Source organism: Archangium lansingense, from assembly GCF_026626635.1.
Taxonomy (GTDB): domain Bacteria; phylum Myxococcota; class Myxococcia; order Myxococcales; family Myxococcaceae; genus Archangium; species Archangium lansingense.
Genome location: NZ_JAPNKA010000001.1, coordinates 13,580,449 through 13,607,276 on the forward strand (window position 1 = coordinate 13,580,449; position 26,828 = coordinate 13,607,276).

Annotated in this window: 28 protein-coding genes and 1 pseudogene; 16 read left to right on the top strand and 13 right to left on the bottom strand. The window is 66.2% G+C overall.

From position 1 onward, the window contains the following. Nucleotides 1-285: 285 nt before the first annotated feature. Together OV287_RS55085 and OV287_RS55090 are read left to right on the top strand one after the other, a co-directional pair. The gene (locus OV287_RS55085) at nt 286-1,593 is read left to right on the top strand and encodes a hypothetical protein (RefSeq protein ID WP_267542123.1); all 1,308 of its coding nucleotides are present in this window, start codon (nt 286-288) and stop codon (nt 1,591-1,593) included. A gap of 285 nt (nt 1,594-1,878) precedes the next feature. Then, nucleotides 1,879-2,307 (top strand): tellurite resistance TerB family protein, encoded by a 429-nt coding sequence (locus OV287_RS55090; protein ID WP_267542124.1) that lies wholly within the window; start codon nt 1,879-1,881, stop codon nt 2,305-2,307. Nucleotides 2,308-2,413: 106 nt separating this feature from the next. Here the strand turns inward: OV287_RS55090 and OV287_RS55095 are convergent, their stop codons facing one another. Further along, on the bottom strand, nt 2,414-3,301 hold the full coding sequence (locus OV287_RS55095; protein WP_267542125.1) for an alpha/beta fold hydrolase: 888 nt from the start codon (nt 3,299-3,301) through the stop codon (nt 2,414-2,416). Between the two features lie 276 nt (nt 3,302-3,577). On the opposite strand from OV287_RS55095, the gene OV287_RS55100 reads away from it, so the two are divergent. The 4 genes from OV287_RS55100 to OV287_RS55115 all read left to right on the top strand — a co-directional run bounded on the left by OV287_RS55100 (nt 3,578) and on the right by OV287_RS55115 (nt 8,240). After that, nucleotides 3,578-5,155, top strand: coding sequence for a Kelch repeat-containing protein (locus OV287_RS55100; protein WP_267542126.1), 1,578 nt, complete (start codon nt 3,578-3,580; stop codon nt 5,153-5,155). A 126-nt stretch (nt 5,156-5,281) separates the two neighbouring features. After that, entirely contained in the window at nt 5,282-7,093 is a 1,812-nt protein-coding gene (locus OV287_RS55105) for a YncE family protein (RefSeq protein ID WP_267542127.1), read from the top strand. Between the two features lie 150 nt (nt 7,094-7,243). Next, entirely contained in the window at nt 7,244-7,636 is a 393-nt protein-coding gene (locus OV287_RS55110) for a hypothetical protein (protein WP_267542128.1), read from the top strand. Nucleotides 7,637-7,727: 91 nt separating this feature from the next. Continuing rightward, complete coding sequence (locus tag OV287_RS55115; RefSeq protein WP_267542129.1) at nt 7,728-8,240, top strand: hypothetical protein; 513 nt, start codon at nt 7,728-7,730, stop codon at nt 8,238-8,240. Nucleotides 8,241-8,681: 441 nt separating this feature from the next. Here OV287_RS55115 and OV287_RS55120 read toward each other — a convergent pair whose 3' ends face one another. From OV287_RS55120 to OV287_RS55140, 5 genes are all read right to left on the bottom strand, one after another. Then, the gene (locus OV287_RS55120; protein ID WP_267542130.1) at nt 8,682-9,209 is read right to left on the bottom strand and encodes an RNA polymerase sigma factor; all 528 of its coding nucleotides are present in this window, start codon (nt 9,207-9,209) and stop codon (nt 8,682-8,684) included. 11 nt (nt 9,210-9,220) lie between these two features. Further along, nucleotides 9,221-9,424 (bottom strand): YgaP family membrane protein, encoded by a 204-nt coding sequence (locus OV287_RS55125; RefSeq protein WP_267542131.1) that lies wholly within the window; start codon nt 9,422-9,424, stop codon nt 9,221-9,223. Between the two features lie 479 nt (nt 9,425-9,903). After that, nucleotides 9,904-10,920 carry a mannan-binding lectin gene (locus OV287_RS55130; protein WP_267542132.1) on the bottom strand — a complete coding sequence of 339 codons (1,017 nt, stop codon included), beginning with the start codon at nt 10,918-10,920 and terminating at the stop codon, nt 9,904-9,906. A 45-nt stretch (nt 10,921-10,965) separates the two neighbouring features. Beyond that, entirely contained in the window at nt 10,966-11,733 is a 768-nt protein-coding gene (locus OV287_RS55135; protein ID WP_267542133.1) for a hypothetical protein, read from the bottom strand. A gap of 123 nt (nt 11,734-11,856) precedes the next feature. Further along, the gene (locus OV287_RS55140) at nt 11,857-12,138 is read right to left on the bottom strand and encodes a hypothetical protein (RefSeq protein ID WP_267542134.1); all 282 of its coding nucleotides are present in this window, start codon (nt 12,136-12,138) and stop codon (nt 11,857-11,859) included. A 70-nt stretch (nt 12,139-12,208) separates the two neighbouring features. Between OV287_RS55140 and OV287_RS55145 the strand changes: the two genes are divergently transcribed. Further along, complete coding sequence (locus tag OV287_RS55145) at nt 12,209-12,805, top strand: biotin transporter BioY (RefSeq protein WP_267542135.1); 597 nt, start codon at nt 12,209-12,211, stop codon at nt 12,803-12,805. A gap of 148 nt (nt 12,806-12,953) precedes the next feature. On the opposite strand, the gene OV287_RS55150 is transcribed toward OV287_RS55145, so the two are convergent. Together OV287_RS55150 and OV287_RS55155 are read right to left on the bottom strand one after the other, a co-directional pair. Then, nucleotides 12,954-13,553 (bottom strand): NADPH-dependent F420 reductase, encoded by a 600-nt coding sequence (locus tag OV287_RS55150; RefSeq protein WP_267542136.1) that lies wholly within the window; start codon nt 13,551-13,553, stop codon nt 12,954-12,956. Between the two features lie 11 nt (nt 13,554-13,564). Continuing rightward, nucleotides 13,565-14,221, bottom strand: coding sequence for a hydrolase (locus OV287_RS55155; RefSeq protein WP_267542137.1), 657 nt, complete (start codon nt 14,219-14,221; stop codon nt 13,565-13,567). A gap of 140 nt (nt 14,222-14,361) precedes the next feature. Here OV287_RS55155 and OV287_RS55160 point away from each other — a divergent pair, with 140 nt between their 5' ends. Then, nucleotides 14,362-15,330, top strand: coding sequence for a LysR family transcriptional regulator (locus OV287_RS55160; RefSeq protein ID WP_267542138.1), 969 nt, complete (start codon nt 14,362-14,364; stop codon nt 15,328-15,330). Nucleotides 15,331-15,625: 295 nt separating this feature from the next. On the opposite strand, the pseudogene gshB (OV287_RS55165) reads toward OV287_RS55160, so the two are convergent. The 3 genes and pseudogenes from gshB (OV287_RS55165) to OV287_RS55175 all read right to left on the bottom strand — a co-directional run. Beyond that, a pseudogene (gene gshB, locus OV287_RS55165) lies at nt 15,626-16,399 on the bottom strand (glutathione synthase); the annotation flags it as partial. 166 nt (nt 16,400-16,565) lie between these two features. Further along, the gene (locus OV287_RS55170; protein WP_267542139.1) at nt 16,566-17,372 is read right to left on the bottom strand and encodes a hypothetical protein; all 807 of its coding nucleotides are present in this window, start codon (nt 17,370-17,372) and stop codon (nt 16,566-16,568) included. Nucleotides 17,373-17,459: 87 nt separating this feature from the next. Further along, nucleotides 17,460-17,903, bottom strand: a complete 444-nt coding sequence (locus tag OV287_RS55175; protein ID WP_267542140.1) for a hypothetical protein — start codon at nt 17,901-17,903, stop codon at nt 17,460-17,462. 255 nt (nt 17,904-18,158) lie between these two features. Here OV287_RS55175 and OV287_RS55180 point away from each other — a divergent pair, with 255 nt between their 5' ends. Then, on the top strand, nt 18,159-18,539 hold the full coding sequence (locus OV287_RS55180) for a hypothetical protein (RefSeq protein ID WP_267542141.1): 381 nt from the start codon (nt 18,159-18,161) through the stop codon (nt 18,537-18,539). A gap of 22 nt (nt 18,540-18,561) precedes the next feature. Here OV287_RS55180 and OV287_RS56310 read toward each other — a convergent pair whose 3' ends face one another. Beyond that, nucleotides 18,562-18,948, bottom strand: a complete 387-nt coding sequence (locus OV287_RS56310; RefSeq protein WP_308809819.1) for a hypothetical protein — start codon at nt 18,946-18,948, stop codon at nt 18,562-18,564. Between the two features lie 874 nt (nt 18,949-19,822). On the opposite strand from OV287_RS56310, the gene OV287_RS55190 reads away from it, so the two are divergent. From OV287_RS55190 to OV287_RS55220, 7 genes are all read left to right on the top strand, one after another. Then, the gene (locus OV287_RS55190) at nt 19,823-19,987 is read left to right on the top strand and encodes a hypothetical protein (protein ID WP_267542142.1); all 165 of its coding nucleotides are present in this window, start codon (nt 19,823-19,825) and stop codon (nt 19,985-19,987) included. A 20-nt stretch (nt 19,988-20,007) separates the two neighbouring features. Beyond that, entirely contained in the window at nt 20,008-20,985 is a 978-nt protein-coding gene (locus OV287_RS55195) for a HEAT repeat domain-containing protein (RefSeq protein WP_267542143.1), read from the top strand. Between the two features lie 476 nt (nt 20,986-21,461). After that, nucleotides 21,462-22,229: an AHH domain-containing protein gene (locus tag OV287_RS55200; protein ID WP_267542144.1), complete on the top strand. Its 768-nt coding sequence runs from the start codon at nt 21,462-21,464 to the stop codon at nt 22,227-22,229. Between the two features lie 31 nt (nt 22,230-22,260). Further along, entirely contained in the window at nt 22,261-22,848 is a 588-nt protein-coding gene (locus OV287_RS55205) for an imm11 family protein (protein ID WP_267542145.1), read from the top strand. Nucleotides 22,849-22,875: 27 nt separating this feature from the next. Further along, entirely contained in the window at nt 22,876-23,970 is a 1,095-nt protein-coding gene (locus OV287_RS55210; RefSeq protein ID WP_267542146.1) for a hypothetical protein, read from the top strand. Between the two features lie 5 nt (nt 23,971-23,975). Then, on the top strand, nt 23,976-24,746 hold the full coding sequence (locus OV287_RS55215) for an Imm49 family immunity protein (RefSeq protein WP_267542147.1): 771 nt from the start codon (nt 23,976-23,978) through the stop codon (nt 24,744-24,746). Between the two features lie 487 nt (nt 24,747-25,233). Then, nucleotides 25,234-25,626, top strand: a complete 393-nt coding sequence (locus OV287_RS55220; RefSeq protein WP_267542148.1) for a hypothetical protein — start codon at nt 25,234-25,236, stop codon at nt 25,624-25,626. 17 nt (nt 25,627-25,643) lie between these two features. Here OV287_RS55220 and gshB (OV287_RS55225) read toward each other — a convergent pair whose 3' ends face one another. After that, entirely contained in the window at nt 25,644-26,603 is a 960-nt protein-coding gene (gene gshB, locus OV287_RS55225; RefSeq protein ID WP_267542149.1) for a glutathione synthase, read from the bottom strand. Between the last annotated feature and the right edge of the window lie 225 nt (nt 26,604-26,828).

Here is a 26,828-nt window from a genome sequence, read left to right on the forward strand (position 1 = left end):
ATACTCCTTTCACGCGTCGGAAGACCGCTTGTTGGACTCCCTTGTAGCAACACGGAATGTGAAAGGCGTATAAACTCTTTGTTGAATTGACAGCCGGACGGTTCTGTGAATTGGCAGGCGGGGCTCCCCACACGCCAGCCTGGATTCCATATCGGGTCATGATGGAATCGTGACGGAGGAATGAGCCCCTCATGCGGCTCGGCTCCGGGCAATCCCTCAGTGTGGAGCAACGGCCCGTCCATGGCTCGGGCCGGTCTGGATGCACTCCTGGAGGGTACTGCTCCCATGACCCTGTCACGACGCATGGCTGTCTCCGCCATTCTCCTGCTGGCAAGTCTCCTCTCTTGCGGAACTCCATCCACGCCGGAGCAGCTCCACACCGACTCCGTCAGCCTCGTCATCGGTGACAAGAGCTTCCAGGCACGCTTCGGTCGGCCCGCCACGGTGCACGATGATGAGGCGCTCCGGGTCCGCGTCCACCTGGAATACGTGCTGGAACTGCTGCGGCAGCGCCCCACCGAGCATCTCTCTCCGGATGCGCGCGCCGCCAGGACACGCAATCTCGATCGGCTGGAGGCCTATATCCGACGAGGCGAGTTCCCCCGGAACGACGACCATCCCGATGCGCGCCGCCCCACCTTCATCGACTCGCGGGGACGCATCTGCGCGGTGGGCTATCTCCTGGAACAAGAGCTCGGCCGGGAGGCCGCTGCGGCCATCGCGGCCGGGTTCAAATACGCCTTCGTCCGCGAGATCGACTCCCCCGTGCTCACCCAGTGGGCGGCCACCACGGGGCTCGAGCGGGAAGAGCTGGAGATGATTCAACCCACCTACTCGGTTGAAAGGGATTACGGTCCGTTCTTCTCCTTGCTGGAGCAGCACGATGGAAGAGGCCATCTGTCCCTCGCGCCAGGGTTCCTGTTCGACCGCAAGGGTGACGGTGTTCCCGTCCGGCTCGATCTCTCCATGGCCTTCATGGGGAGGTACGGCCTGGGCCCCTACGCGACTGTCTCCCTGACGAAGCTCACGGGAGCACCCAGATCGGCCTCGGCGCTGAGCAACATCGACCTGGGAATGGTCTGGGCCCGGTCTGTCTTTTCCGACGCCTGGCTCGTGCTCCGTGGAGGGCTGCTCCTTCCCACCGGAGACGAGGATGAGGTGGGTTCCTCCCTCAATGCCACCGTGGCGGCGAAGCGTCCGACCCAGGCCGTGCTGTTCCAGCCGGGAGCCCTGGGCGGAAGGGTGGGCGCTTCGATGCTCCTGGGCCGCGCCTTCTGCTCGTCCTGTTCCCTCCGGCTGGACGCGGGGCTGGATGCGTATTCTCCCTTCTACAAATCCTTGCAATTCTCTCCTCGGTGGGGGGCAGGGTTCGCCTATAGCGTTCACCCCTTCGTCGCCACGCTCGAGGTGGCCGGCGCCCGATACGCGGAGACACCCTCTTCGAAGAGTGAGCTCCATCACACCATCGGTGGCTCGTTCCGCTTCATCATCAGCCAGGACGATTCGTTGCAGCCAGGCATCTCCCTGTCGATACCGCTGGAGGATCGCATCAAGAGGTGTTTCCTGGGCCTCGACCTGACCATGCGGTACTGAATGGCGAGTTCGTGCACTGGAATGGCATGACCGACTTCCAGCTCTTGCGTCAGTTCACGCACCGCGTCAGGAGCAGTCTCCGGGTCTGACTGAATGACGGCGACGCGGCCCGACATCACCTCGTGCAGGCCGGAAACGGAGAAGTTCGAGGTGCAGACCTGAACCTGCTTCCAGTCGAAAACCGTTTCCGGTCCTCGTTGGCGCCGACTATCGTGCCGCGCCGAGTAGCCCGGCCCCTCTCATCCACCCGCGAGCCACTGGCCAGCCGCTCGCCAAGGAGACGACATGACGCGCGAGTACCCCCAGGATCAGTTGATGGCGTTCGTCCAGGCCATGGCCAACGTGGTGGCGAGCGACGGCCGCATCACGGAGGACGAGCGCCAGCACCTCGACAACGTGGTGGCCCACATCGGCCTGTCGCCCCGCGACGAGCAGGTGTCCGCGCTCATCGAGCAGGAATTCCAGAAGCCTGGCCGCCTCACCGACATCGTCGGCAAGATCCAGAACCGCGAGCTGCGCGCTGCCCTCCTGCGCATGATCGTCGAGGTGTCGTGCGCTGACGGCGAGATCGCGAACGAGGAGCGCGCCTCGGTGAAGGCGACCGCCAGCGCCTTCGGTTTCGACGCGTCGGTCGCCGACGAGCTCATCGACTGGGCGATCGACTCCATCAAGCTCGACCAGCGCGAGCGCGAGATCATGGCGAAGCTGTTCTAAGCCAGTGGGAGGTTCCGGCCGCGCGCGGGAGCAACTGGTCCGATGGTCGGACCAGTCGGCACGATGCGCGGCCGGAGGGTGCCCTGTTCTTGCGGCATGAGCACCCCTATAGGCACATCAGGAGACGGCGCGTGCCCGGGTACGCGGCGCTGGCTGGGCATCGAGGAAGGAGCGCAAGGCGACCGCGAAAGGCTCTGGCCGCTCGAAGAACGGGAAGTGTGCGCCCCCCCTCCTCGGCGGTGAAGGTACGCAGCTGGGCTCCAGGGATTCGCTCGGCGCTCCACTTCTGCGACGCCGGATTGACGTGACTGACCTCGCCAGCGATCACCAGCGTCGGCACGTCGATGCGTGGCAGCACATCGCGCCAGTCCTGCATGATGTGGTCCAGCAGCAGCCGTGAGCCGAAGCCGCCGTCGAGCTTGAGGTTCTCCTGATAGAGCCACTCCAGGTCCTCGCCGGAGATCTGCCGGGTGAGCATGGAGACGAGGAAGTCGTGCCGCACGCTCGCCGCGTCGGGACCGAGGAAGCTCTTGCAGAAGGCCTCGGCGCCGGGGAAGTCCACGATGGCACCCACCTTGGCCGCCTCGGCCGGATCGAGCCAGGGCAGGATGGTGCAGGCGCTGGGCTGGTCGATGATGATGAGCGAGCTCACCTTCGCGGAGCCGAACAGGTCGAGGTAGCTCCACAGCACTGACGCCCCCATGGAGTGGCCCGCGAAGTCCGCCTGCTCGATGTGGAGGTGCGTCAGGAGCTCGTCGAGGTCGCGCGCGAGCCGGGCGATGCGAGCGCCGTGCGTGGGGTGATCGGATTCCCCGTGGCCACGCTGGTCGTAGCTGACGACACGGTAATGCCTGGCGAGCATGGGAATCACCCGATCGAACATCGCGCGCGACTGTGACCAGCCGTGCAGCAGCACCAGGGTGCGCTCGCTCGAGCTCGAGCCCGCGAGATGGTAGTCCAGTTTGCATCCGTCGGCGGTCGTGAAGGTGCTCATCGTGTTCTCCTTGGGCTGAGCAGGGTAGAGCGTCAGGCTTTGTTGGAAATCACCCGAAAGCACCTGAAACGTTTCACCCGAAAGAGGGAGCGTGCCCCGCTCCGCCATCAGGGACATCCCGTAGCGGAGAATCCGCGCTTCGCAACGGAGGGCGCCCGAAGGGGAAAGGGAGACATCTTCAGTATTAAATAGAAATAGACGGAAGGCTTTCGAACCGCGAAATATGGCCCGGCCGCTCGCAGCACCCGAGTACCCCCGACAGGAGACAGAGAACGCATGCGAACCGTGAAGCTCGCCGCATCCCTTGCCGCCACCCTGCTGATGCAGGCCTGTGGCAGCCCCGCCGCAGAGGAGCCCTCCCCGCTCACCACGAGCACCGCCGCGCTGACGTCCGGCGTCTCTCGCGGGTGCACCTTCTCCGTCTCGTACCGGGAGATCATCACCCCCTACCACGCGTACGTGACCAGCGTCACCCGGCAGGCGTCCTCCACCTGCCCGTGGGGCGAGGCGACCGTGGATCTCGTGGAGTCGTACGAGATCCCCACGCTGTCGCTCGCCGCGAATGACCTCGGGGTCGCCGTGAGCTCCCCGAAGAGGAACACGTCGAGCTCGGGCATGTATCTGACGCTCTTCAACCTGGCCCCGGACACGCTGGCGGTGGTGCGCCAGACGGAGCTCCGCGCGTACTACTCCATCCGCACCGGCATCATCTGGAACGGGGACCTGTCCATCCAGACCGATGGCACCACGCTGAAGGTCCAGGGCGTCAAGGACGGCACCATCCCCGGCGAGGTCGGAACCGGCTCCTACTACACCGCGCTCTATCCGAACTTCTTCACCAGCACCACGGCGCCCACCGTCACGGCCTCGGCGACGGCGGAGCAGACGCAGACGGGCTCCTGGGCCGCGAGCGGCAACCTGACCACGGCGCGCTCGGGCCACACCGCCACCCTGCTCACCTCGGGCGAGGTGCTGGTGGTGAGTGACTCCACGGCCGAGCTGTTCAACCCCTACAGCAACACGTCGCGCGTTTCGAACGGGAGCCTCCTGGCGCGCACCCAGCACACCGCGACCCGGCTGTCCTCGGGGCAGGTGCTGGTGGCCGGCGGGTGGTCGGGCCTGGAGCCCCTCTACTGGCGCCGCACGGCGGAGCTGTACGACCCGGCTACGGACACCTTCACCGTGGCGGACGCCATGAGCACGCCGCGTGGCAACCACACGGCGACCCTGCTCGACTCGGGCAAGGTGCTGGTGACGGGCGGCAACACCACCAACGGGGACACGGACACCGCGGAGCTGTACGACCCGGCCACCAACACCTGGAGCAGCGCGGGCAGCGTAGGGGCTCGCGCCTTCCATACCGCCACGCTGCTCTACTCGGGCCAGGTGCTGGTGACGGGCGGCCGGACCTCCTCGGGAGCCGTGCTCACGGACGCGCGCCTGTACGACCCGGCCACCAACACCTGGACACCGGTGCCGAGCATGGGGCGCGCGCGCTCGGGACACATTGCCATCCGGCTCTACTCGGGCACCGTGATGCTGGTGGGCGGCGGCTACGACGAGGTGGACATGTATGACCCGTACAACAACCGCTGGTACTGGAACACCCTGCTCGGCAACGGCCGCAACGCCGTCAGCGCGACGCTGCTCTACTCGGGCGAAGTGCTGGTGACGTTCTCCAACGGGCTGGCGGCCATCTACTCCCCGTCGACGGAGTCGTGGCGGTACGCGGGCTCGCTGTCGGCGCCGCTCACGGGCCATGCCGCGACGCTGCTGGACTCGGGCAACGTGCTGGTAACGGGCGGTTCCGCGGGCAGCACCGCGGTCTCCACCGTGCAGCGCTACACGCGCTGAGCCGAAGACGGGCTCGCCCCACCGCAAGCCTCCACGGCGGTGGGGTGTTGCCATCAGGCGCGCGCGCGCGAACTCCCAGGGCACGCCCTGGACGTGGGGGGACTGATGGGCATTACAGTCCTCCGCATGCGAACGCGCATCGCTGCTCTCCTCCTTCTTCTCTGTCCGCAGCTCGCTCTCGCCGGGGACCTGCAACTCGCGGCCGAGCTACCCGACGTGAATTACACGAACGCCGCGAAAGTCAGCGCGCAGCGCTTCGTCCTCGTCGGCGTCACGTGGGACCGCGACGAGAAGAACCGCCCCAAGATGCCGCATTACGAGCTGTTCGATTTCCAGGAGCGCAAGGTCATCGACGTGCCCGTGCCGTTGCACCAACTCCCGAAGGCACACACCGACACGCTGGGCCGCACGAACCCGTCCGCGACCGTCGTCCACCACGACGGCCAGGTCACCTCGCTCACGTTCAACGCGACGAAGGGCTACGAGACGGTAGCCACCTACTTCTGCCAGTACGACCACCGCACCCGGCAGTTCTCCGACCTCGTGCTGCTCGGCCCCAAGGACAACACCCGCTACTTCCATGACATCGGGTTCGATCCGACGGACACGTACCTCTATTACGCGTCCGCCGTGAACCCCGCGGGCAACGTGCTCAAGGAAGGCTACACCTCGTTCGAGCTCGCCCGCATCGATCTCGAGACGCGCGCCATCGACTGGACGATGAAGGTCGACTTCCCCAAGCGCGACAAGCCGATCAAGCTGGTATCCGGTCCCAAGGTGTTCAGCCCTGACGGCAAGAAGCTCGCGCTCGTCGAGTACAACGACAAAGGCAACGAGCGCTCCCACCCCGCCAGGCCGCAACAACAAGTGCTCGTCATCGACATCCCGTCGAAGCAGGTGGACTCCTATCCCGTTCCGCTCACCACCTACGGCACGGCCTTCACACCCGACGGCCGCTACCTCCTCCTCGGCTCGAACGAGCTCGGCGATGTCATCCGCATCGACCTCGAGAAGAAAAAGATCGACGCGAAGACGCAGGGAATGAAGAAGGTCCACCGCTTCGTGCTCACGCCGTCGGGCAAGAGCTTCCTGGTGATCTCGAACACGCAGCAGATCTCTCCGAAGGTCGTCGAAGTGCGGCGCGTCTCTGACTTGAGCCTCCAGACGTCAATCCCCATGCGGATGCTCTTCCCCGGCAACGACGGCGTCGCGGCGGAAGTCATCGTCGGGCTCAACGGGCGGCTTCTCATGACCCCGTTCGTCGACGAGAAAGGTTGGCCCAGCAGGAAGGGAGTGCGGCTGTACGAAGTGCCCGACGACGTGAATTCGCCGGAGGTCGCCGGCGGCGCGGGCGGCGACTTGAAGATCGCCCAGGGCGTGGTCCTCGGCAAGCAGTACGCGGACAAACACGCTATCCGCTACGTGGACTACAAGGTCGATCCGACCGCGACGTTCGCGCAGTTCGTGGTCGCGCCGGACGGCGACGTCCTCCTCATCGGAACACTCAGCGGCAACACCGACTCCGATTACAAGCCGGGGAGGACGAAGCCGGTCGTCGCGCGGCTGGATCCGACCGGCAAGCCGCGTTGGCAGAAGGTGCTCGTGAAGAAGGGCTTCCTCGACTACGAGGGCGGCACCGTCGCGGCGACGCCGGACGGCGGCTGCGTGGCCCAAATCGTGTCATACGTCCACCCCGGCCGGCCTCCGGTCACCCGGCTCGTGAAGCTCAACGCGAAAGGGAGGGTCCTCTGGGACCACCAATTCCGCGGCGACGGCGGACCCGGGACACCGCTGGGCGACCATTTCGAGCTGCTGCCCGACGGTTCGGTCGTGATCACCGGCCGGTACTACGACGACGTGGAAAACAAGCAGAAGCACGACTGGAAGGCGGTCCTCGACCCGAACGGGAAAGTGGTGTCCGAAGAGGCCTCGCCGTAACGCTCACGCGTGGGTGATGAGGGTCGTGTAGCCCCATTCGGCCCCCAGGTTCGTCATGAAGCTCCCCCAAGAGGGGGAGCAGGAGGCAAGCGTGGCGCCTGAGGTAGCGGCGAGGGAGTCACGTGAGCCGGTTCCGCCAGGCTGGGGCCCATGAACTCTCCGGACCGCCCCAAGACTTCGTATGAGATGTACCGCGCCATGGCCGAGCACTACCACCAGGGTCCATCCCACGCGGCCCTCGTCACCTTGCTGTTCCGGATGACGATGGAGCTCGAAGCGCTGCGCGAGGCGCTGTCCAGTCCCCAGACGCCCGAGTCCGTGCGCGAGGCCTACCGCGAGGCCTACAAGCGCACCGCCGTCCTGTCCCACAACGCCGCGGGGCCAACCGGAGGCGCCGAGAAGATCCTCCGCGAGTTCTTCCCCTGGGAGGGCGCCAACGATCGCTTCGCCTCGGAGATGGCGATGATGAAGCGCCTGGGCACCACGCCGGAGGAGCAGCAGGCGCTCCGCGAGAAGATGGAAGAGGTCGAGATGTACACCTGACGCCCGATTCGCGGGCGTCGGCTCAGCCGAGCTCCAGCTCGAAGACCTGCATGGGCGCCTGATGTAGCGGAGAATCCCTGACCCGCAGCCGTTGGCCACCGTTCGCCACTTCCTCATCCAATTCCGAACCACCGCGCTCAAGCTCAAGGAGGACCTGCGCGTCTTCACCGGCGAGGATATGCAGCAGGAGGTCTTCTCCATCAAGGCCCGCAACATCCTCGACATCAGCGCCACCTATGACGTCACGGACTCGGCGTCCGGCCAGAAGGTGGGCGCGCTGCGCCGCAAGGGCCTCAAGTCCATGGCGTTGCCCTGCCGCGACTCGGTGGCGGCGATGCCGACCAGGTACGAGGTGCCTCCGTCACCGCTGAGCGTGAGCACATCGGCGCCACTGGCCAGGAACTCGCCCGTGTCGAACTCCGTGCGGGTGCTCAGCATGTACGTGCCTTCGGTGCCCGCGTTCGCGAGGCTGTTCTGGTCGCACGCCGAGAGGTCGAAGGTGTCGAAGTCACAGCCGCCCGTGTTGCTGGTGGCGAAGCCGCAGGGCGCGTACCGCTCCGGCTCGGGGCCCGGCCAGTTGCCTGCCTCCTCGAGCGGGACGTAGCCGCCATCCCACTCGTCACCGGTGGAGGCATCCGGGGTGGAGGCATCGGGGAAATCCGTATTGCCCGGCTTCGGGCAACCGGCGAGCGTGAGGAATCAGCCGAGCAGCGCCGCTCGGGTGAGTCGGTTCCAATTCATGGTGGGAAGCTCCCTGGAGAGGGCGCGCATCCTGCAGAGGCGGAAGCCCCCGCGCAAATCGAGCGCCCCATCCGGCAATCATTTCCCGCGAGGCGTAAAACCAGACGCGAAACCTTCAGTCTGGCTTTACCGGGAGGCGTCGGGACGGAAGCGCCGCTCGATGCGCGAGCGCAACAGCTCGAGGACTTCCTTCTCGGTGGTGCCGGCCTCGGGCTCGATCTTCAGCGTGAGGGCGCCCTTGCTCACGGGCGTCCTCCCTCAAGCTCATGGGCGTGGGCCATGTCGGCGGGGGATTGGTAGGTGCTCATGTCGTGCTTTCTCCTTGCAGGTACTCGCGCACCAGGGCGCGGGCGCGGTGGAGGCGGCTCTTGGCGGCCTCACGGCTCGTGCCCAGGCGCTGCGCCATTTCCCCGATGGTCAACTCCTCGAAGTCGCGCAGCAGCAGCGCCTCACGGTACAGGGGCGGCAGGGACTCGATTGCCCGCGCCAGGTCCATGCGCAGCTCATGGACCGGGCGCCGGGCCCAGGCGGGCGAGTCCTCCACCTGCTCCAGCGGCTCGCCCTTGAGCCAGACCTGGAGCGGCCGCATGCACAGGCGATGCACGATGCGCATCACCCACCCGCCAAAGGCGGCCACGTCGCGCAGGGCGCCCATGCGGCGGTACACGATGCTCAGGGTCTCCTGCACGACGTCATCGGCGGCCGTGGCCATGCAGTGCCGTTGTGCGTAGCGCCGGATATCGGGCTGCGCGTAGGCCAGGAGCCGCTCCATGGCCTCGCTGTCGCCGGCCTGGGCGGCCAGCAGCAATCGCCGATGAGCGGGGCCGTTCATGGAGGTGGCGCTCATGACAGGGGCTTGCGGCCCACCATGGCGCAAGCGGGGCAGTAGCCGAACAGCCCGGTTACGACACCCGTGGCCCCCACGGCCATCAGCGTCAGCCCCAGGGGCGTGAGGCCCAGCCCGATGAGGCCGGCGGCCAGGGTGAGCGCGCCCCCGGCCACGCGCAGACGGCTCTCGGTGCTTCCCAGATTCTTACGGTACAGCATGGTGTTCTCCTCGCGTGTGACGAGACCGGAAAAGGTCTCCGCGGGACAAGAGCGGGCGAGGGCCCAAAAGGATTCAGGACCGGAGAAAGAATTTTCGCGGGGCGCCCACGGGGTGTGCCTCCTTCTGCTTGGAGCCGCAAGGTATGGGGCCCCGGGACCCCCGCCTTTGCCAGCGTCCTGCCGGCGCTCGCGGACCGTTCGAGTCGTCTGACACCGGCCGAGAGACGCCCGCCGAGAGGGCAGTTGCACGTATGTCGCAGGAGCCTGCGGAACGGGGTGGGACAGGACAGGACGACAGGGGACGCGGCGGGACAACGACTCCAAGTCATTCCGGGCGGTTGCGAGGTAAGGGCGCGATTCTGCTGGGAGTTTCGCATCGCCCGGCGCGGCTTCGATTCCCGCCGCTTCCAATAGAGGTTGCCCGCCTCGCGCAGAGGGGCCGTGGAGTATGAGTCGTGGTGCCAGCCAGGCAGGCCGCGCTACTCGGCGCAGTTCTTCGCTTCCCACTTCGCGAGCAGCTTCTCCTCGGGGATGAAGGCCTTCCCGTTCCAGCGCACGGTGACCCGCCACCGCTCGCCCGGATCGGTGTCGCAGGCGCCCGAGGAGCCGTTACAGGTGCGCTCCAGCACGACCGTGTCCTTGCGCGCCGACTTCACCTCCGTCCTGCACCCCACGGCTCGGGAGCCGCCGACGTAGGAGGACTCGTCCTTGCGCGAATACACGCCGAGCAATGCTCCCGCTCCGTCGCGAGCCACCACGCTCAGCCACCGCACGGCAACGGGCGTGGACGTCAGATCCGAGGCCTCCGGCTCCTCGCGCCTGGCGAGCCCCACCACCGACAGCGTGAGTCCCTCGCCCTTCACCGTCTGCTGCGGTTTCACGGCCTTGCTCGTCCGCTCGACCCAGGTGGGGCACGCGGCCTGGACTCCCTTCACCGGCTTCTCGTAGGTGAAGGGGTAGAGGGCCTTGAGATAGGCGCGCTCGTCCCGTCCCTCGTCACGGGTGCAGAAGCCGAGCAGCACGATCTCGAAGCCCGGGTTGAGGCCCGGCACGCTGGCACTGGAGACGATCTTCGGGAAGCCCGGTGCGAAGGTGACGAGGTCTCCGAGCAGCCGCTTCTCCGCCTCCCACTGCGCGAGGGACTCGTACGCCGCGGTGGTGTCCTTCCCACCGCCCCAGACGATGGCGACGAGCTCGCCCGAGGACTCGGGTACCGGCGGGCTTCCCGCATCGGTGGGGGCCACGACCTGTTCCTTGCGCTCCTCCCCGGTGGGCTCCGCGCCAGCGCACTGGCAGACGGACATCTCGCCTTGGACCGTGGTCCACCATTCACCCGTCCAACCGCCCAGGGAAGCGCACACCTGTGGGCAGCGCTCCGCCGCGTGCTCCCGGTTCCAGAGGGGACCTGCCTCGACATTCTGGGGGCCAGCGAGCCCCACCGTGGTCCCCAGCCATGCCATGACGCCCAGAAGCCGGACTCCGTCGATTCGCCGCATTCATCACCCGTTTCGTGCCACGCGTTGAGACGTCGAGCAGGGCGCTCAGCACATCGGCGCGTACACCGGCCAGATGAGGAGCACGCCGTTCTCATCGTTGATGGGAACCCAGCCCACCGGGGCGAGTTCTTCATCCAGATTGATCAGCTCGCCCACCTGCATGAAGTTCCCGTGCGTCTTGATGATGCGCAGGTCACCCACCACGGCGCCCTCCCTGCGCGCGGGGCGGGACGGGGAAAGGGAATGCCAGCGGGCCTCGGGCCTGGGTGCGCCGTACAGCCGCGTCTCCGACTTCGGAGCCAGGTGATGGACGTCGATGCCCGACCAGGCCCACTCCCGTGAGGCGAACGTGGTGAAGCCCACCTGGGGCTTCTTGCCGTTGTCCTTGTTGAGGCGCAGCCACGCCCGCTCGTTCGTCCGAGCGTTGATGACGACGTGGACGTAATCGCCGCGCTGCTCGACGGCGGGGAACTTCCGCAGCGCGGTGAAGTCGTAGTCCCAGCCGCTGATGGGACGCGCCGCACTCAGCGAACGCGTCCCGTCGGGAGTGAAGCCGTCTTCGCCCGGCACGAAGACAGGAATCTCCCCATCGAACCCCCGAATGGGCAGGGGCTCCTGCCCGTCGAGCACCTGCTCCAGGCCGGTGAACACCGAGACGAAGCCAATGCCGATGACACCTCGGAGCGACTCGTCCGGGATCTCCGAGCGGGTCAGGTACATCGACTCGTGGGGCAGATCCGCTCGGGCCGGGGAGGCGGTGAGCAGCAGGAGGGCTGGCAGGGTGCACAGGAGGGCGCGAGGCAGTGCGTTCATGCCCCGGGTGCATTGCAGCCCGTGAGCCAGCCCCGGAGGGCTGTGTAACCCTCTGGAACTCCTCGGGTCGTAGGCCGGGTGTGTCCCCACAGCCACACGAGCTACCGGCTGAACGCAGCACTGCTACGAAGGAACCCGGCCAGAGGGATCGACTCCAATTCTCGCGAGCCACTTCCAGTAGGCCCTGGCCATTTCCCCCGCCGCTTCCACCAGCGCGACTTCGCCAATGCCCGTGGCCAGCCCAGGACAGAACAGCGAGACGATGGTGTTCTCGGCGATGGCGAGGATATCGCCCTCTCGGATGTGAACGCCGGGCAGTCCATCGAAGGCGACGGTCCATGCATCGACAAGCTCCCGCCGGTCGACGAGCCACAGCTCGAGCTCCGTAACGCCGTTCGAGATCATTCGGGTCTACCTCGGAAGCCAGGCTCGCTGACGTCTTGCATCGGAGCTCCTCCTCGCTGAGCATCGGTTCGTGTCTCCACGCCCCTCTGGTTCTCCACCGCCTCGCGTCCTGGCCGACGTCTTCGCCCGCACGCGCGTCCATGATGGGGCACTCGTGCTTGGCGCCGCGCTGTTCACCGCGTTGCTCGCGCAGGTCGCCATCCTGGTGCCGGGCTCCCCGGTGCCCATCACGGGCCAGACGCTCGCGGTCGTCCTCATGGCCGCCGCGCTCGGGCCCGTGCGTGGCATGGCCGGGCAGCTCGCCTACGTCCTGCTCGGGGCGGTGGGACTGCCGTTCTATTCCAAGGGGGCCAGCGGCTGGGCACAGGTGCTCGGGCCGACCGGCGGCTACCTGGTGGGCTTCATCCCCGCGGCCTTCCTCGTGGGCCTCGCGGCGCGGCACGGCTTCGACAGGGTGGCGTGGAAGGCGGTCCCGCTCTTCCTCGCTGGCCAGCTCGTCATCCTGGCCATCGGCGTGCCCTGGCTCTGTGTGGCGGCCCCGCTCGACCTCGCCACGGCCCTGCACAAGGGCTTCCTGCCCTTCCTCCCCGGAGGGTTGCTCAAGGCAACCCTCGCTGGCCTGTGGATGCCCCTCGCCTGGAGGCTCATACGGCCTCGCGAGCCATGAAGGTGCGCGTGCGCCTGCTCGAGAAGCGGCCCCGTTTCCCCTCCTCGTCCGAGTCAGCCACCGCGGCGGTGCCACAGAGCTCCCCCTACTTCCGCTGGCGGCACTTGAAGGAGAGGACCTCGAGCGTCTCAGAAGATTCCCAACGGTTTCAGCCCAGCTTGAGCAGGTTGAGCGTTGGCAGCGGACCTCCCGGGAACTGTTGCAACCTTCCGCCGCTCGCCAGGCCGCCGAGGTCCACGGTGGCGAAGCCCACCTGCCCGAAGAGGCCGCTCACCTCCGTCTTGGCGGCCGCATCGTCTCCCGACATGAACAACACGCGGCGACCTCCGGACTGCCGGGGCTCCGCCGCGAGCACGGCGGCGAGGAGCGTATTGGCCGTCTTCACCACCCGCGCGCCCGGTGCGAGCGACGCCACGATTTCACTCGACGTGCTCCCTCCCAGGTCGGCGAGGCGGAAGCCGGGCAGGAGGACGGGGTTGGTGGCATCCACGAGGATGCGGCCGTTCCACGCGGGCAGGCCCGACATCGCCTCGCGTACCTGCTCCCACGGCACCGAGAGCATCACCACGTCCGCCGCCGCGGCCTCCTGCCGTGTGCCCGCCCGGGCTCGGGGACCGAGCTGGCGCACCAGTCCCGCCAGTGTCTCCGGGCCCCGGCTGTTGCTGACAATCACTTCATGGCCGGCCTTCGCCATGTGGCCCGCCAGGGCCTGACCGATGCTGCCCGCGCCAATGATGCCAATCTTCATGAATCGCTCCTTCACTTCTCGGGGGGCGTGTTGAGCAGCTGCTGCTCCCACGTGAAGCTGGTGCCGACGACGCCCATGTGGTCCACGAGCAGCCGGGCGAGGCCGGGCACGGTGTCCGTCCGAGCCCAGTCGCGCTGGAGCTCGGAGGCGAAGACCGTCCAGGTGAGGGGAACGGCGCCGGCCTGGATCATCCGCTGGATGGCCATCTCGTGGGCTTCGACGGTGACGCCACCGGAGGCGTCGGTGACGATGTAGACCTCGTAGCCGTCACCGAGCGCGTGAATCACCGGCATCGCCAGGCAGATCTCCGTCCACAGCGCGGCCATGACGATCTTCTTCCTGCCGGTCTTCTTCACCCACTCGACGACGCGGGTGTCCTCCCAGGTGTTGATGAACGTGCGGTTGATGGGCTTCTGCTCGGGGAAGACGTCCTGCAACTGCTTGAAGAGGTAGCCGCCGCGCTCCTCGACCACCGTGGTCAGCAGCGTCGGGACGTTGAACAGCTTCGCGGACCGGGCCAGTCCCACGGTGTTATTGATGATGGTCTGGGTGTCGTGACTGCGCAGGCCGGCGAACTGGAAGGGCTGATGGTCGATGAGGATCAGCACGCAGTTGTCGGGCGTGAGCAGTGCATCGAGGCCGGCCTTCGGGTTGCGGGGGGTGGTCATGGTCGTTCTCCAGGGACAGCGGGAAATGGGACGGACGCTGCGGTCCGTGCCCGGTGGCTGATGGAGAGGATGATGGCCGCGCGGCTCCTCTTGCAGTAGAGGGGAATCCGCTGAATCACTTTAAACAGGATGTTGAAGGCATGGAGACGCTCATCACCCTGGAGTCGTTCGTGCGCAGTGCGCAGTCAGCGAGCTTCTCAGCGGCTGCGCGCCGGTTGGGACTGACGCCCGCGGCCGTCAGTCAGAATGTCGCGCGGCTTGAGGCCCGGCTGGGCGTGCGCCTGTTCCAGCGCAGCACCCGGGGACTGACGCTGACGGAGCCGGGGGAGCGCTTCCTGCGCGAGGTCAGCGGCGGCCTGGAGACGCTCCAGACGGCCATCGCCAACGTGTCACTCGCCGCGGAACGGCCGGCGGGGGTGCTGAAAGTCAGCATGGCTCCCGCCTTCGGGCTCGGCTACCTCGTGCCGATGCTCCAGGACTTCCTCGCGCGCTATCCCGATATCGTGCCGGACTGGCACCTCGACAACCGGCCGGTGGACCTCATCAACGAGGGCTTCGACGCGGCGATTGGCGGCGGCTTCGACCTGCCCTCGGGGCTGGCCGCGCGGGAGCTCGCCCGGGCCCACGTGATCGCGGTGGCCTCGCCGTCCTACGTGGCACGAATCTCACCGCCGAAGGATCCCGCGGACCTCCAGCGCCACGAAGGCATCCTGTTGCGCTCGCCGCTGACGGGGCGCATCCGTACCTGGCCGCTGCGCAACCGCGCGGGCGAGCAGGTGGCCGTCGACATGCGGGCGCGCATGATTCTCAATGACCCCGAGGCCGTCTGTCATTGCGCCCTGATGGGGCTGGGCATCGCCTTCGTCGCGACGATGAACGCGGTGCCGCACCTGCGCAGTGGCGCGCTGGTGCGGCTGCTGCCGGACTGGTACGCCGACATCGGCCCGATCGCGCTCTACTACGCCGGGCACCGGCAGCTCTCCGCGAAGACCCGCGTGTTCGTGGACTTCGTCGTGAGCGAGTTCAAACGCCAGGACCTGGCCGGGATGTTCGACGCGAGAGGCGCCGATGCCGGCCGGGCGCACAAGGGCACCAGGGCGAAGCGCTGAGCCACCCCGGTGCCGGAAGGGTGTCCCGGAAGGGTGTCAAAGAATTCGAGTGGATGTCTTTACCTGCGCCTGGTGTGGGGGCAGGCGCCATGTGTTGGCGTACCTGACGGCACCCAACGCCGTGCGCGCCATGATTGAAGGCGACGGGAATCGAACCCGCCGGAAGCTTCCTGCGAGAGCGCTCCGGAACGGGTGGCTCTGGTTCGCACTGGCGCAGGCTCGCCGAGTCGACCCAGCTCAGCGGAGGGTTTCGGGAACGCTGTCCCCATTGCAAGGCCACGGTTGAGGAACTCATGGCGACGTCGATCACCTTCGCCTCCACGTTCGTGTTGTCCAGCTTGTCGATCTCCACGATGCCGGTGGGGCTGGTGACATTGACCTCGGTCAGCCAGTCGCCGATGACGTCGATGCCCACCAGGTACAAGCCGCGCTCCTGGAGCGAGGGCTTGAGGCGGGCGCAGATCTCCAGCTCGCGCGCGGTGAGCTGCGTCTTCACGGGAGTGCCGCCAGCGGCCATGTTGCCGCGGTGATCATCGTGAGCCGGGACGCGGAGCACGGCGCCGCAGGGCTCGCCATCCACGAGGATGATGCGCTTGTCACCCTGGCGGCTCTCAGGGAGGTAGGCCTGGGCGACGATGGCCTTCCTGCCACCCAGGGTGCTGATCTCCAGGAGCGAGCGCATGTTGCGGTCGCCGGGCTGGAGGAAGACGATGCCCTGGCCGCCGAAGCCCTCGACGGGCTTGATGATGGTGCCCTGGGGATTGCGCGCGATGAACTGGGTGAGCGCGGTGAGATCCCGGGCGATGAGTGTCTCGGGCATGAGCTCGGGGAAGCGCAGGCCGAAGAGCTTCTCGTTGGCATCTCGGATGCCGGTGGGGTTGTTGAGGAAGACGGGCTCGCGGCCGTTGCACAGCTCGACGAGCTGGGTGGCCTGGAGGAAGTCGGCGTCGACGGGCGGATCCTTGCGCAGGAAGAGGACGTCGAGGCTGGAGAGGGGACGCACCTGCTCGTCGAGGATGTCGAAGTGGCGGCCGGGCCGCCGGGAAGGTGTCAGGCAACTCGTACGGGCACTGAGCGCTTTTTTCCCCGGAGGCGAACACCCTGGACGCTGCCCCAGGTACGTCGCTGCCTTCAGCACTTGTTGCTACGCCGTATCGGTCACTGCCCTCTCTGCCTGCGTAGCGTCGGCGCCCGTGCGCCTCCTCTCGGGCCTTCTCGCATCTGACCAGGTACTACTAATGCCGCCCCAACTCCCTGTCCCAGGCAGCCAACTGTACGGCCACCGAGTATTTCTCGGCGCTGGAGAGGTCGTCGAAGTCCTTCGGGGGAAGCGCGGAGAGGCGCTCGCGCAGGAAGTCCGGGTCGCTGAGCACCTCGTGGTGCTTCAAGTCGTTGTCCCCCTCCACCAGGACAGGCATCAACCGGAGCACGGCCTCCTCGCACTCCTCGCGGGTGGCGCGAGCCATGCGCTCCACCGCCAGGGCCATATGCTCGCGGACCGAGGCCGGGCCTCCGGGGCACCAGGCCTCCAGGGTCTTGCGGTAGATGTCCGCTATGAGCTCGTCCAGCGTGTACTTCTGATCGAACGACCAGAACGCATAGCGAGGGCCCTGGAGCACGTCCCAGAAGCGGAGCAGCGAGGCGAGCCGGTTCGCCATGCGTTCCGCGCTCCGCAGCGGGGGCGGAGACACGGTATAGTAGAGGGCCCCCCACGGAGTGCTCAGGCAGAAGGACTCGAAGGCGTTCCTCATGCGCTGGTGCGCCGCTTCCGGCACGCCTTCATCCAAGTCCATGAAGACGCTAAGGAACATGTGCACCCGCCAACGGGGGCGGTTCCAGTCGAACCCTTCGGCCCCCGAGTGCATCACCAGCACCTCGCCGGGCGGCACCTGGCGCATCTGCCGGGGCTGGGGAAAGGCACCGGTCTTGAGGTGCTCCCGGGCCCACCAGCGGCCCTCGGTTCTCGCCTTGCGGAGGATGGCGGCCGTGGTGTCGTAGAGCCACGCTGGAAACTCGAGCACCGGGGAGTGTTCCGGGGTCATGGATTTTCGCCCTACCACAGCGGTCGGATGCTCCTCAAGCGCCAAGCGCTTCGCGCGCTCCGAGGGCGGCGGAGGCCTCCCGCCCGCTCAGCGGCAGTCCCCAGGCAGGTAGACCTGGCCCTGGAAGCCCTTGGGGCGTTCGCCCCCTTCATAGGCAGCCCGGATCGCCTGCTCGGCCAACTCACCGCGCTGTTCTATTTCTTCCCTGGGCAACTCCTCTGCCTTCTGGGCCGCCCGCTCCTTCCAGGAAGCATTGGGCTTCTTGCTCCGGTAGCTCCAGCGGTACAGCGTCACTCCGGGTTCTGGCGTGCGCCAGGACAACTGCCAGAGTGCTCCCCCGTTCTCGAATTCGAGGAAGAGCGATCCCTCGAAGCCAGTGCCTCCCGTGAGCTTCTTGTCAGGCTCGACGGCCTCATTGAGCGCCGCCAGGTAGCGCCCCGCCTGTTCTCTCCCTTCCTGCTTCCACTGTCTTGCATGTCCAACAGGCTCCTCCCCGGTGCGGTTGGGGAGGGGACCATGAGGGGCTGACATCCGATAACGACCGCCGGCCTCATCCGTGTCTTCGCCATGGGGATCTGTGAAGCGGCGGGAATCGAACCCGCCGCCGGAGGCTTCCGGCGAGAGTGCTCCGGAACGGGTGGCTCTGGTTCGCACTGGCGCAGGCTCGCCGAGTCGACCCAGCTCAGCGGAGGGTTTCGGGAACGCTGTCTCTACTGCAAAGCCACGGTCGAGGAGCTCATCCGCTGGGCTCCGGTTACTCGAGCCGGCTCCGCCAGGCTGCGGCCCATGAACTCTCCGGACCACCCCAAGACTTCGTATGAGATGTACCGCGCCATGGCCGAGCACTACCACCAGGGTCCATCCCACGCGGCCCTCGTCACCTTGCTGTTCCGGATGACGATGGAGCTCGAAGCCCTGCGCGAGGCGCTGTCCTGTCCCCAGACGCCCGAGTCCGTGCGCGAGGCCTACAAGCGCACCGCCGTCCTGTCCCACAACGCCGCGGGGCCGACCGGAGGCGCCGAGAAGATCCTCCGCGAGTTCTTCCCCTGGGAGGGCTCCGACGATCGCTTCGCCTCGGAGATGGCGATGATGAAGCGCCTGGGCACCACGCCAGAGGAGCAGCAGGCGCTCCGCGAGAAGATGGAAGAGGTCGAGATGTACACCTGACGCCCGATTCGCGGGCGTCGGCTCAGCCGAGCTCCGGCTGGAAGGGGAGCCAGAGCCAGGGCAGGTGTGAAAGATTGCGCGCGATGAACTGGGCGAGCGCGGTGAGATCCCGGGCGATGAGTGTCTCGGGCATAAGCTCGGGGAAGCGCAGGCCGAAGAGCTTCTCGTTGGCATCGCGGATGCCGGTGGGGTTGTTGAGGAGGACGGGCTCGCGGCCGTTGCACAGCTCGACGAGCTGGGTGGCCTGGAGGAAGTCGGCGTCGACGGGCGGATCCTTGCGCAGGAAGAGGACGTCGAGGCCGGCGCGGACCCGAACGCGCGCGCCGCAGACACCGACCAGATGCCACACCACGGCGCCGTCGTCGGACACCACGCCGGCATGGTGCGGCGAGCATGAGGTAGTCTCCACGGCTCATGGGTCTTCCCTCCTCCCTATTGCGACTTGGCATGGTGGTAAGCCTCTCGCTGCTGACAACCACTTGTGCCACTCCGCCAAGGCAGCCCCCAGGAGGGGCGCAGATTTCACTGCCTGCAAGCTCCGCCCATGCCCAGGGCCCGGCCCGAGCGGCTGCTCCTCATCAGCCAGCGCGTGAGAGCCCCTCAGCGGTACGTGCTCGCAGCGCCCCTGCCTCCTATGCCTCCGCCCTTCCTGTTGGTATCCGAGAGTTGGAGGACGGGAGCATCAAGCTGTTTATCCCTTCGCGCCCTATGCCTCCGGAGTTTGATCCTCTGAGCGTTGCGGAAGCACGATCCCTGAGCAAAGCCCTGGCGGCAGTGCGGTCATCTCCCGAACCTCGCCTACACCTGCTGGAGGTGCCTGCGCCGAGGCACTCGCCGCGATCGGCCCCCCAGCAGTTCCAGTTACGGGTGCGCGAGGAGTTTCTCTCCGAGTTCGGACCTGGCGTGTTGCCGCTGCCGAATTCCCTTGAGGGGAGTCCTTTGTGGGCCGCCTTGAAGATGTCTCCCCGCTTCATGGGCGAGGGCGTCCGACAGGCTGCCAAGGAACTCTTCAACTCGCCGCTCTTCATCCACAGCGTGTACCTGTCCCTCATGCTGTACTTCTCCGCGTGGCTCATGCCCGAGCCCTTCTTCTCAAAGGCATTCGCGGCGACGTTGACGGTAAGGTTGGCGATGGTGGTGGGGCTGGTGGAGTTGACTCGAGTAGCACAAACGTGTCTGCGGCTTTACCAGGAGGCGCAGGCGGCGAGGACGCCAGAGCAAGTGGAGGCGGCCTCGGCGCGCTTCGGAGCGGCAATGGGGGGCGTGGGCTTCCGGGTGATGGTGTGCGACACAATACCAACTATGTCTCCACTGCGAAGGATCTGCAGCGTGAGCTGGATGCGTTTGAAGCCATGCGCCGGGCGGACCCGGATGCCATCCACGAACTCTACATGCTCAATGGAACGCTCGTCCGGCGGTATGTGCCTCCCGGAGTTCAGTATCCATAGCCTGGATTCTGGAGCGACGCATGGCATGGGAAATCGATTTGGAGCAGTGGCGGTCAAAGCTGGTTGATGCCTTCCACTGGGGAGATCAGGAGAGGGCACGCACCCTGGTGGCGGCATTGCGCGAGGCGCAGCCCAAAAGAGTCCAGAGTGTTCTGGAACAAATGCTCCAGTCTCCTGACGGGAAGGTGCGCCAGGCGGCCGCCTTTGGCCTGGGTGAGCTGGGTGGTCCTGCGAACGCCAGACGCTTGGAGCAGCAACTCCTCCTGGAGGAATCTCGAGGGGGCTACGACGCCTCGTCTGTCGTGCAGGTCATCACCCAGGCACTTGGTCAGCTCAAGAGCGCCAGAGCGAGGGCAACCCTCGTACGAAGGCTGAATCGATTGGCCGCTGGCGCGCCAAAGGGGTCCGATGTGGATGACTTGACCTATGCACTTTGGCGCAAGCGTCATCCAGAGTTGATCCCCGCTGTTCGCGGGGCCCTGGAGCGGATCGCTCCGCCTGCTTCCGAGGGCCTGCTGGCCCTCCTTCGCTTGCTGGAGAGCTCTTCAGGAGAGCTGCGAGTGTGGATTGAGGACGAGTCGGTGCCTGTCGAGCAGAAGACCAAGGTCCTGACCGTGCTGGATGAGGAGGTACCAGATGAACTGGTCCCTTTGCTCTCCTCATTCATCTTCCTGGCCCGGTCCATCATTGGAGTGGCATCCACACGTAAGGGGCAGGAAAGGCGTTTCTGTGATCGCCTGTTCACCCTGCTGCTCCTACACCGCGAGCGTCTTCTTCCCGCGCTCCCACCCAAGGCCCGCGCCGGATTGCGCGAGGTGGCCCGGAGAATGGTTGCGGCCCCGGAGACTGTACGCATCATCAAAGCTGCGACCATCCTCGAGTACGTGGGACATCGGGAGGACGCCGACCTGCTGACGGAATACAAGTCCCAAGACGACGTGCTTGGCAGGGTGTACGAGGAGGCTATCGAGGTACTGCGCAAGCTCCCCCATACTTGAAGTCAGGAGCCGGTGTTCCTTCGCCACCGCATCCGGCCAAAGCACCGACGCGGCGGAGGCCCTTCTAGCCCCCAGCAGCGACACCCCACTGCTATCCCCCAGCCGCCACACGCAAGTGGCTGCGTATTCGTCCATGCGTCGCTCTGTAGCCGCGGCTGAGGGATTTGTTTTGGAGGAGGCAGCGGGAATCGAACCCGCAGACAAGGTGATGGAAAACCACAGGCAGGACGCGCTGTTACCCGCTATCGCCTTGATCTCACGTCGGTTCGTTGTGCCGCCCCATCCCGTCTTGCCCCGTCTTGTCCCGTTCTCATCCCCGCTGGAGGGGCACACGGGGGGCACATGTGGCCCCATAGGGTCAACCCGCTCACGGACGCGAGCGGCCCGAGTTCCCCTTTCCCTACATCCGCCTTGTTGTTTCCGTGCGCCCTCGTCATGATGGCCGATGATTCAGCTTTTTCCTAGGAGGTCGAGCCATGTCGAAAGAGCGACACACAATAGACATCCAGAACAAGCTCGACCATGTCACGACCAGTAACACCGAGGGGGGGAAGTGTCTCAACCGGCATGAGGACCGCAAGCCGAACAACTCCTGCAGCCATATCTGGCAGGCAACGAAGAAGGCCGATTCGGATTCAGGGTTGTACAACTGGCCTCGTTACAAGAACATGCCCGCTGTCCGCCAGGCCTTCTTCCAGGGACGCGAGGATGATGCCGGGAAGCCCAAGAAGGGAGACTGGGACGTCAAGGCGGGGAACTTCGACACCCACTGTGACGTTCCCTACTTCCACGAGGCGCATCACATCATCCCGAACTCGACCCTGAGCACGACCCTCGCGGAGTATCTGGGCAATCCGGAGGAGGGCGGCTCACCGGAGCTGGTCGTCGTGGTGCGGGGTGGGCTGCTGACGGCCGGCTACAATCTCAATCACATGGACAACATGATCATGCTTCCTCTCGACGCGACCGTCGCGAGGGTCATCGGTCTGCCCAGACACCGGACCCTGCCCAAGATGTACCACGGGGTGTACAGCACTCATGTCAAGGATGAGCTCAAGTCCCTGCTGGCTGACAACCTCGCGGACCTCGTCGATCACGAAGCGCCCAAATACAAGGACTTCAAGGACAAGCTCATTGCCCTGTCCAAGCGTCTCTATGGCTCCATCAAGCAGGCGGGGACGGATGGGGTGGATGCGCTCGATCACATGACGAAGGAACTTTTCAAGTCGCCCGCCAACGGTTGATACGCCGTAGGGGCTCCATGGAGGAAGGTGGATGAAGTATTTTCTGCTGTCGACGACCGGCGACCTCAACGATCAGGACCTCGTCCTGATTGATGATCCTCCCAAGGGGATTGGTTTGCGCCGGTTCCTGATGACCAAGGGCAGGCCCGCCAAGGCGTTCTACCCCGCCGAGCCCAAGATCTTCCTGCGCGAAGAGCATCCAGGCCTCAAGCTGTCCTCGCTCCTCGGAAACACGGAGAGCTACCTCATCGTCTCTTCCGAGGTGAAAAAGGTGTTCGAGCAGCTCTGCGCGGGATGCGAGATCGAATATCTCCCCTTCGATCTGTACGATCACCGTGAGCGGCTCTACAGCAGGGACTACTTCATCATCAATCCCATCGGTGCGCTCGACTGCCTTGATGAGAAGGCCAGTGGCGTCAAATATGGTGAGGAGGGGAGTGTGGTCGACATCGCGGAGTTCGTGCTGGACCCCGCGAAGGTGCAAAACGCCCCCGCGCTGTTCCGGATTGACAAGAAGCCCAGCAAGTATGTCGTGGATGAGCGCTTCGTCCAGGCTGTCGAGGCGCAGGGCTTCACGAATGTCCTGCTGGCTCCGCTCCGTATGTTGGAGCGGGCCTGACGGCCTGGCTCCTGCCCGGACACGCGCATGGTTCTCTCCATCACCGGACTCGGAATGGTTTCGAGCGTGGGCCTGGACGTCGTCCAGTCCTGCGCGGCGCTGCGGGCGGGCATCACACGGCCTCGTCAGCTGGTCTATTTCCCGGTCATCGACGAGGAGCACCAGGAACTCGTGCCGCTGACGGGCCACCCCATCCACGGTTTCACAGATGGGTTCGCGCCCGTGGGCAGGTGGATCCGGCTCGCGCGTGGCTGTGTGGATGACTTGTTGTTGCTCGGACAGGTGCCGGGCCGATCGGCTCCGGAGTTCTGGCAGCGGACGGGGCTCATCTGGGTGGGGCCCGTCTTGGATGGGGCCCGCTTCATGGAGGCACGGCAGCTGGGCGTCGAGGGACTGAAGAGTGCCTTCCTCTCGCAGTTGAAGAAGATGCTCGAATTGCCGTTCGCTGGCGAGTGCCACGCTATCAATCAGGGGCACGCGGGCATGGCGGCTGCGCTCCAGTATGCCCAGCAAAGGCTCCCCCGCTCGGCGGTCGACCGCTTCCTCATCGTGGCCATGGACTCCTATCTGGATCAGCTCAGCCTGGAGTGGCTGCAGGCGCATCGGAGACTGAAGTCTCCAGACATTCCGGTCGGCCTGATGCCTGGCGAGGCCGCGGCATGCATCCTGGTGGAGGACCCCGCAGCCGCGCGCAGGAGGAATGTCGCTCCCCAGGCCTTCGTGAGTGCCGTCTCGGTGGGACAGGAGCATGACCGGTCCGTGGCCCGCAGGCCGAGTGTCGGACAGGCACTGGCGAACGTTATCGAGGATGCGCTCGCGAAGGTACTGGGCCCCGGGAAGGCCTTCCGGGGAGACATCGTCTGCGACCTGAATGGCGAGGTCTGGCGGGCCTCGGGATGGGGCACCACCCGGGTGCGGCTCGGGGCCCGTCTGGATGAGCCGGTTCGTCTGGTCATCCCCGGCGTCTCCCTGGGAGATACCGGCGCCGCGAGTGGGGCCGTGGCGCTCTGCGTGGCGGTACGGTCCTTTCGTCGCAAGTATGCATCCAGTTCTCGGAGCCTGGTTGTCTCCAGCTCGGAGCATGGCGCGATCGGTGCATTTGTCCTCGGCGCTGAGGCCTGAACCGCATGTCTTCCAAGTTCCTGCAGGTATTTGTCAGCAACGCCCGGTTTGATAACGCGGAACTGCTGAAGGCCATGGCGTCCAAGGCGAGCCTTCAGCAGGTCCTGACGTTCTGTGAGAACTATCGGATTCGTGGAATTGGCCAGTTCCTCCTGTATGGCGATGCCGAGGGGCTTCATGAGTGCCTCTACAAGAGTGGCCGCGCGTACCTGTCCCTCATGGGGAAGCTCTCGGAGTCCCAGTTGGTGACGAGCCGCATGGCGCCGTTCTTCGACGCCCTGGCCGCCCTGGATCTCGACGGCGCCGCGGAGATTGCCCGGCGCTCTCGGCGCACCTGGCATCAGGGGATGGAGTACAAGGAGGATTTCCTGTACGCCCATTTCCTGATGGGCCGTTTCTTCCTCGGGGAGACCGAGGCGCGGCTGCAGGTGCTCCTGGAGGAATACGAGCAGGTCCTCCAGGGCTCGGAGGACGTACGCCTCCCGCTCTGCCATGCCTTCTTGAAACAGGACGCGGAAGGTGTCGCGCAGGGATTGGAGCAATACCTGGCCGCGGAGAAGGCCCGGCAGGACCGCCTCCTGGAGCGGGAGAAGATTTCCCAGGAGCGCTGGGCCACAGTCGCGCAGGTCTCCGTCGAGGGACTGGGGCTGTTGACACTGGCCGCACAAGCCGGCCTTCCTCTCCAGCGGGAGTTCCCGTGCGTGCCTTCTCTGGCTCGTGCTCGTCGCAAGCCGGGCCTGGCGGATGACGCGTGGCGCGACCTCGATAAAGGCTAACCGGGGACCACCACGAAGGCCCAGGACGTTCTCGGCCGGCTCCGCTGCCTGGAGCTACGACGAGGCGCGGAGGACCGCCGCCATGCTCATCGGCCGCTGAGGTACGCCCACCTCGCACCGGAATCCCGGGAGAGCGCGGTGCAGCAGCTCGACCACCCCGCGCCCCAGCTTCACGCCGCACCGGCCAGAGACGCCGGAGGGGTACACTGAGGGCACATGAGGCACCGAGGGCAAAGAAAAAGCCCAGCAACCCGGTGAGATTGCTGGGCTTCTGAATGTGGAGGCGGCGGGAATCGAAGCCGCCGCCGGAAGCTTCCTGCGAGAGTGCTCCGGAATGGGTGGCTCTGGTTCGCACTGGCGCAGGCTCGCCGAGTCGACCCAGCTCAGCGGAGGGTTTCGGGAACGCTGTCCCCATTTCAAGGCAACGCTTGAGGAGCTCATCCGCCGGGCTCCGATCACGTGAGCCGGCTCCGATAGGCTGCGGCCCATGAACGCCCCCGACCGCCCCAAGACTTCGTATGAGATGTACCGTGCCATGGCCGAGCACTACCACCAGGGTCCATCCCACGCGGCCCTCGTCACCTTGCTGTTCCGGATGACGATGGAGCTCGAAGCGCTGCGCGAGGCGCTGTCCAGCCCCCAGACGCCCGAGTCCGTGCGCGAGGCCTACCGCGAGGCCTACAAGCGCACCGCTGTCCTGTCCCACAACGCCGCGGGGCCAACCGGAGGCGCCGAGAAGATCCTCCGCGAGTTCCTCCCCTGGGAGGGCTCCGACGACCGCTTCGCCTCGGAGATGGCGATGATGAAGCGCCTGGGCACCACGCCGGAGGAGCAGCAGGCGCTCCGCGAGAAGATGGAAGAGGTCGAGATGTACACCTGATGCGTGGAATCAACCCCTCATCGCCGCTGGCCCACGAGCCGCTCGGCGACGTCGATCACCTTCGCCTCCACGTTCGTGTTGTCCAACTTGTCGATCTCCACGATGCCGGTGGGGCTGGTGACGTTGACCTCGGTGAGCCAGTCGCCGATGACGTCGATGCCTACGAGGTACAGGCCGCGCTCCTGGAGCGAGGGCTTGAGGCGGGCGCAGATCTCCAGCTCACGCGCGGTGAGTTGCGTCTTCACGGGAGTGCCGCCGGCGGCCATGTTGCCGCGGTGATCATCCTGGGCGGGGACGCGGAGCACGGCACCGCAGGGCTCTCCATCCACGAGGATGATGCGCTTGTCACCCTGGCGGCTCTCGGGGAGGTAGGCCTGGGCGACGATGGCCTTCCTGCCACCCAGGGTGCTGATCTCCAGGAGCGAGCGGGTGTTGCGGTCTCCGGGCTGGAGGAAGACGATGCCCTGGCCGCCGAAGCCCTCGACGGGCTTGATGATGGTGCCCTGGGGATTGCGCGCGATGAACTGGGCGAGCGCGGTGAGATCCCGGGCGATGAGTGTCTCGGGCATGAGCTCGGGGAAGCGCAGGCCGAAGAGCTTCTCGTTGGCATCGCGGATGCCGGTGGGGTTGTTGAGGAAGATGGGCTCGCGGCCGTTGCACAGCTCGACGAGCTGGGTGGCCTGGAGGAAGTCGGCGTCGACGGGCGGATCCTTGCGCAGGAAGAGGACGTCGAGGCTGGAGAGGGGACGCACCTGCTCGTCGAGGATGTCGAAGTGGCGGCCGGGCTCGCGACGCACGGTGACGGTGCGCATGCGGGACTCGGCGCAGGAGCCGCTGAAGCGGAGCCAAGGCTGCTCGAAGTAGCGCACCTGGTGACCGCGGCGCTGGGCCTCGAGCATGAGGGCGAAGGTGGAGTCGTGGTCCACCCGGACCGTCTCGAGGGGATCCATGAGGAAGCCGAAGGTGAGCGCGGCCATGGGTGCGGAAGCCTCCTGGGGGGAGAGGGATGATACCCCGTGAGTAGACGCATGGAGGCGCTCGCGCGACAGAAAAAACACGCGGAGTGGAAAGCAGAGGCTACCGTGACGCGGGAGACACACGGTGGGTCTCAGGGGCGGCGGCAGAGGCCCTCGACACAGGAAGTGCCTGGGGGGCACTTGGACCCGCCGTCGGAGCAGGAGAGTAGGGAGCAGGCCATCTTC

Bases quoted from the DNA above. Each gene is read 5' to 3' on its own strand.
- OV287_RS55215 (WP_267542147.1), top strand. From the start codon at position 23,976: ATGTCTTCCAAGTTCCTGCAGGTATTTGTCAGCAACGCCCGGTTTGAT.
- OV287_RS55135 (WP_267542133.1), bottom strand. From the start codon at position 11,733: ATGAACGCACTGCCTCGCGCCCTCCTGTGCACCCTGCCAGCCCTCCTG.
- OV287_RS55155 (WP_267542137.1), bottom strand. From the start codon at position 14,221: ATGACCACCCCCCGCAACCCGAAGGCCGGCCTCGATGCACTGCTCACG.
- OV287_RS55205 (WP_267542145.1), top strand. From the start codon at position 22,261: ATGAAGTATTTTCTGCTGTCGACGACCGGCGACCTCAACGATCAGGAC.
- OV287_RS55090 (WP_267542124.1), top strand. From the start codon at position 1,879: ATGACGCGCGAGTACCCCCAGGATCAGTTGATGGCGTTCGTCCAGGCC.
- OV287_RS55180 (WP_267542141.1), top strand. From the start codon at position 18,159: ATGAACTCTCCGGACCACCCCAAGACTTCGTATGAGATGTACCGCGCC.
- OV287_RS55140 (WP_267542134.1), bottom strand. From the start codon at position 12,138: ATGATCTCGAACGGCGTTACGGAGCTCGAGCTGTGGCTCGTCGACCGG.
- OV287_RS55120 (WP_267542130.1), bottom strand. From the start codon at position 9,209: ATGAACGGCCCCGCTCATCGGCGATTGCTGCTGGCCGCCCAGGCCGGC.
- OV287_RS55170 (WP_267542139.1), bottom strand. From the start codon at position 17,372: ATGACCCCGGAACACTCCCCGGTGCTCGAGTTTCCAGCGTGGCTCTAC.
- OV287_RS55100 (WP_267542126.1), top strand. From the start codon at position 3,578: ATGCGAACCGTGAAGCTCGCCGCATCCCTTGCCGCCACCCTGCTGATG.
- OV287_RS55210 (WP_267542146.1), top strand. From the start codon at position 22,876: ATGGTTCTCTCCATCACCGGACTCGGAATGGTTTCGAGCGTGGGCCTG.
- OV287_RS55085 (WP_267542123.1), top strand. From the start codon at position 286: ATGACCCTGTCACGACGCATGGCTGTCTCCGCCATTCTCCTGCTGGCA.
- OV287_RS55160 (WP_267542138.1), top strand. From the start codon at position 14,362: ATGGAGACGCTCATCACCCTGGAGTCGTTCGTGCGCAGTGCGCAGTCA.
- OV287_RS55150 (WP_267542136.1), bottom strand. From the start codon at position 13,553: ATGAAGATTGGCATCATTGGCGCGGGCAGCATCGGTCAGGCCCTGGCG.
- OV287_RS55130 (WP_267542132.1), bottom strand. From the start codon at position 10,920: ATGCGGCGAATCGACGGAGTCCGGCTTCTGGGCGTCATGGCATGGCTG.
- OV287_RS55195 (WP_267542143.1), top strand. From the start codon at position 20,008: ATGGCATGGGAAATCGATTTGGAGCAGTGGCGGTCAAAGCTGGTTGAT.
- OV287_RS55110 (WP_267542128.1), top strand. From the start codon at position 7,244: ATGAACTCTCCGGACCGCCCCAAGACTTCGTATGAGATGTACCGCGCC.
- gshB (WP_267542149.1), bottom strand. From the start codon at position 26,603: ATGGCCGCGCTCACCTTCGGCTTCCTCATGGATCCCCTCGAGACGGTC.
- OV287_RS55200 (WP_267542144.1), top strand. From the start codon at position 21,462: ATGTCGAAAGAGCGACACACAATAGACATCCAGAACAAGCTCGACCAT.
- OV287_RS55175 (WP_267542140.1), bottom strand. From the start codon at position 17,903: ATGTCAGCCCCTCATGGTCCCCTCCCCAACCGCACCGGGGAGGAGCCT.
- OV287_RS55105 (WP_267542127.1), top strand. From the start codon at position 5,282: ATGCGAACGCGCATCGCTGCTCTCCTCCTTCTTCTCTGTCCGCAGCTC.
- OV287_RS55125 (WP_267542131.1), bottom strand. From the start codon at position 9,424: ATGCTGTACCGTAAGAATCTGGGAAGCACCGAGAGCCGTCTGCGCGTG.
- OV287_RS55220 (WP_267542148.1), top strand. From the start codon at position 25,234: ATGAACGCCCCCGACCGCCCCAAGACTTCGTATGAGATGTACCGTGCC.
- OV287_RS55095 (WP_267542125.1), bottom strand. From the start codon at position 3,301: ATGAGCACCTTCACGACCGCCGACGGATGCAAACTGGACTACCATCTC.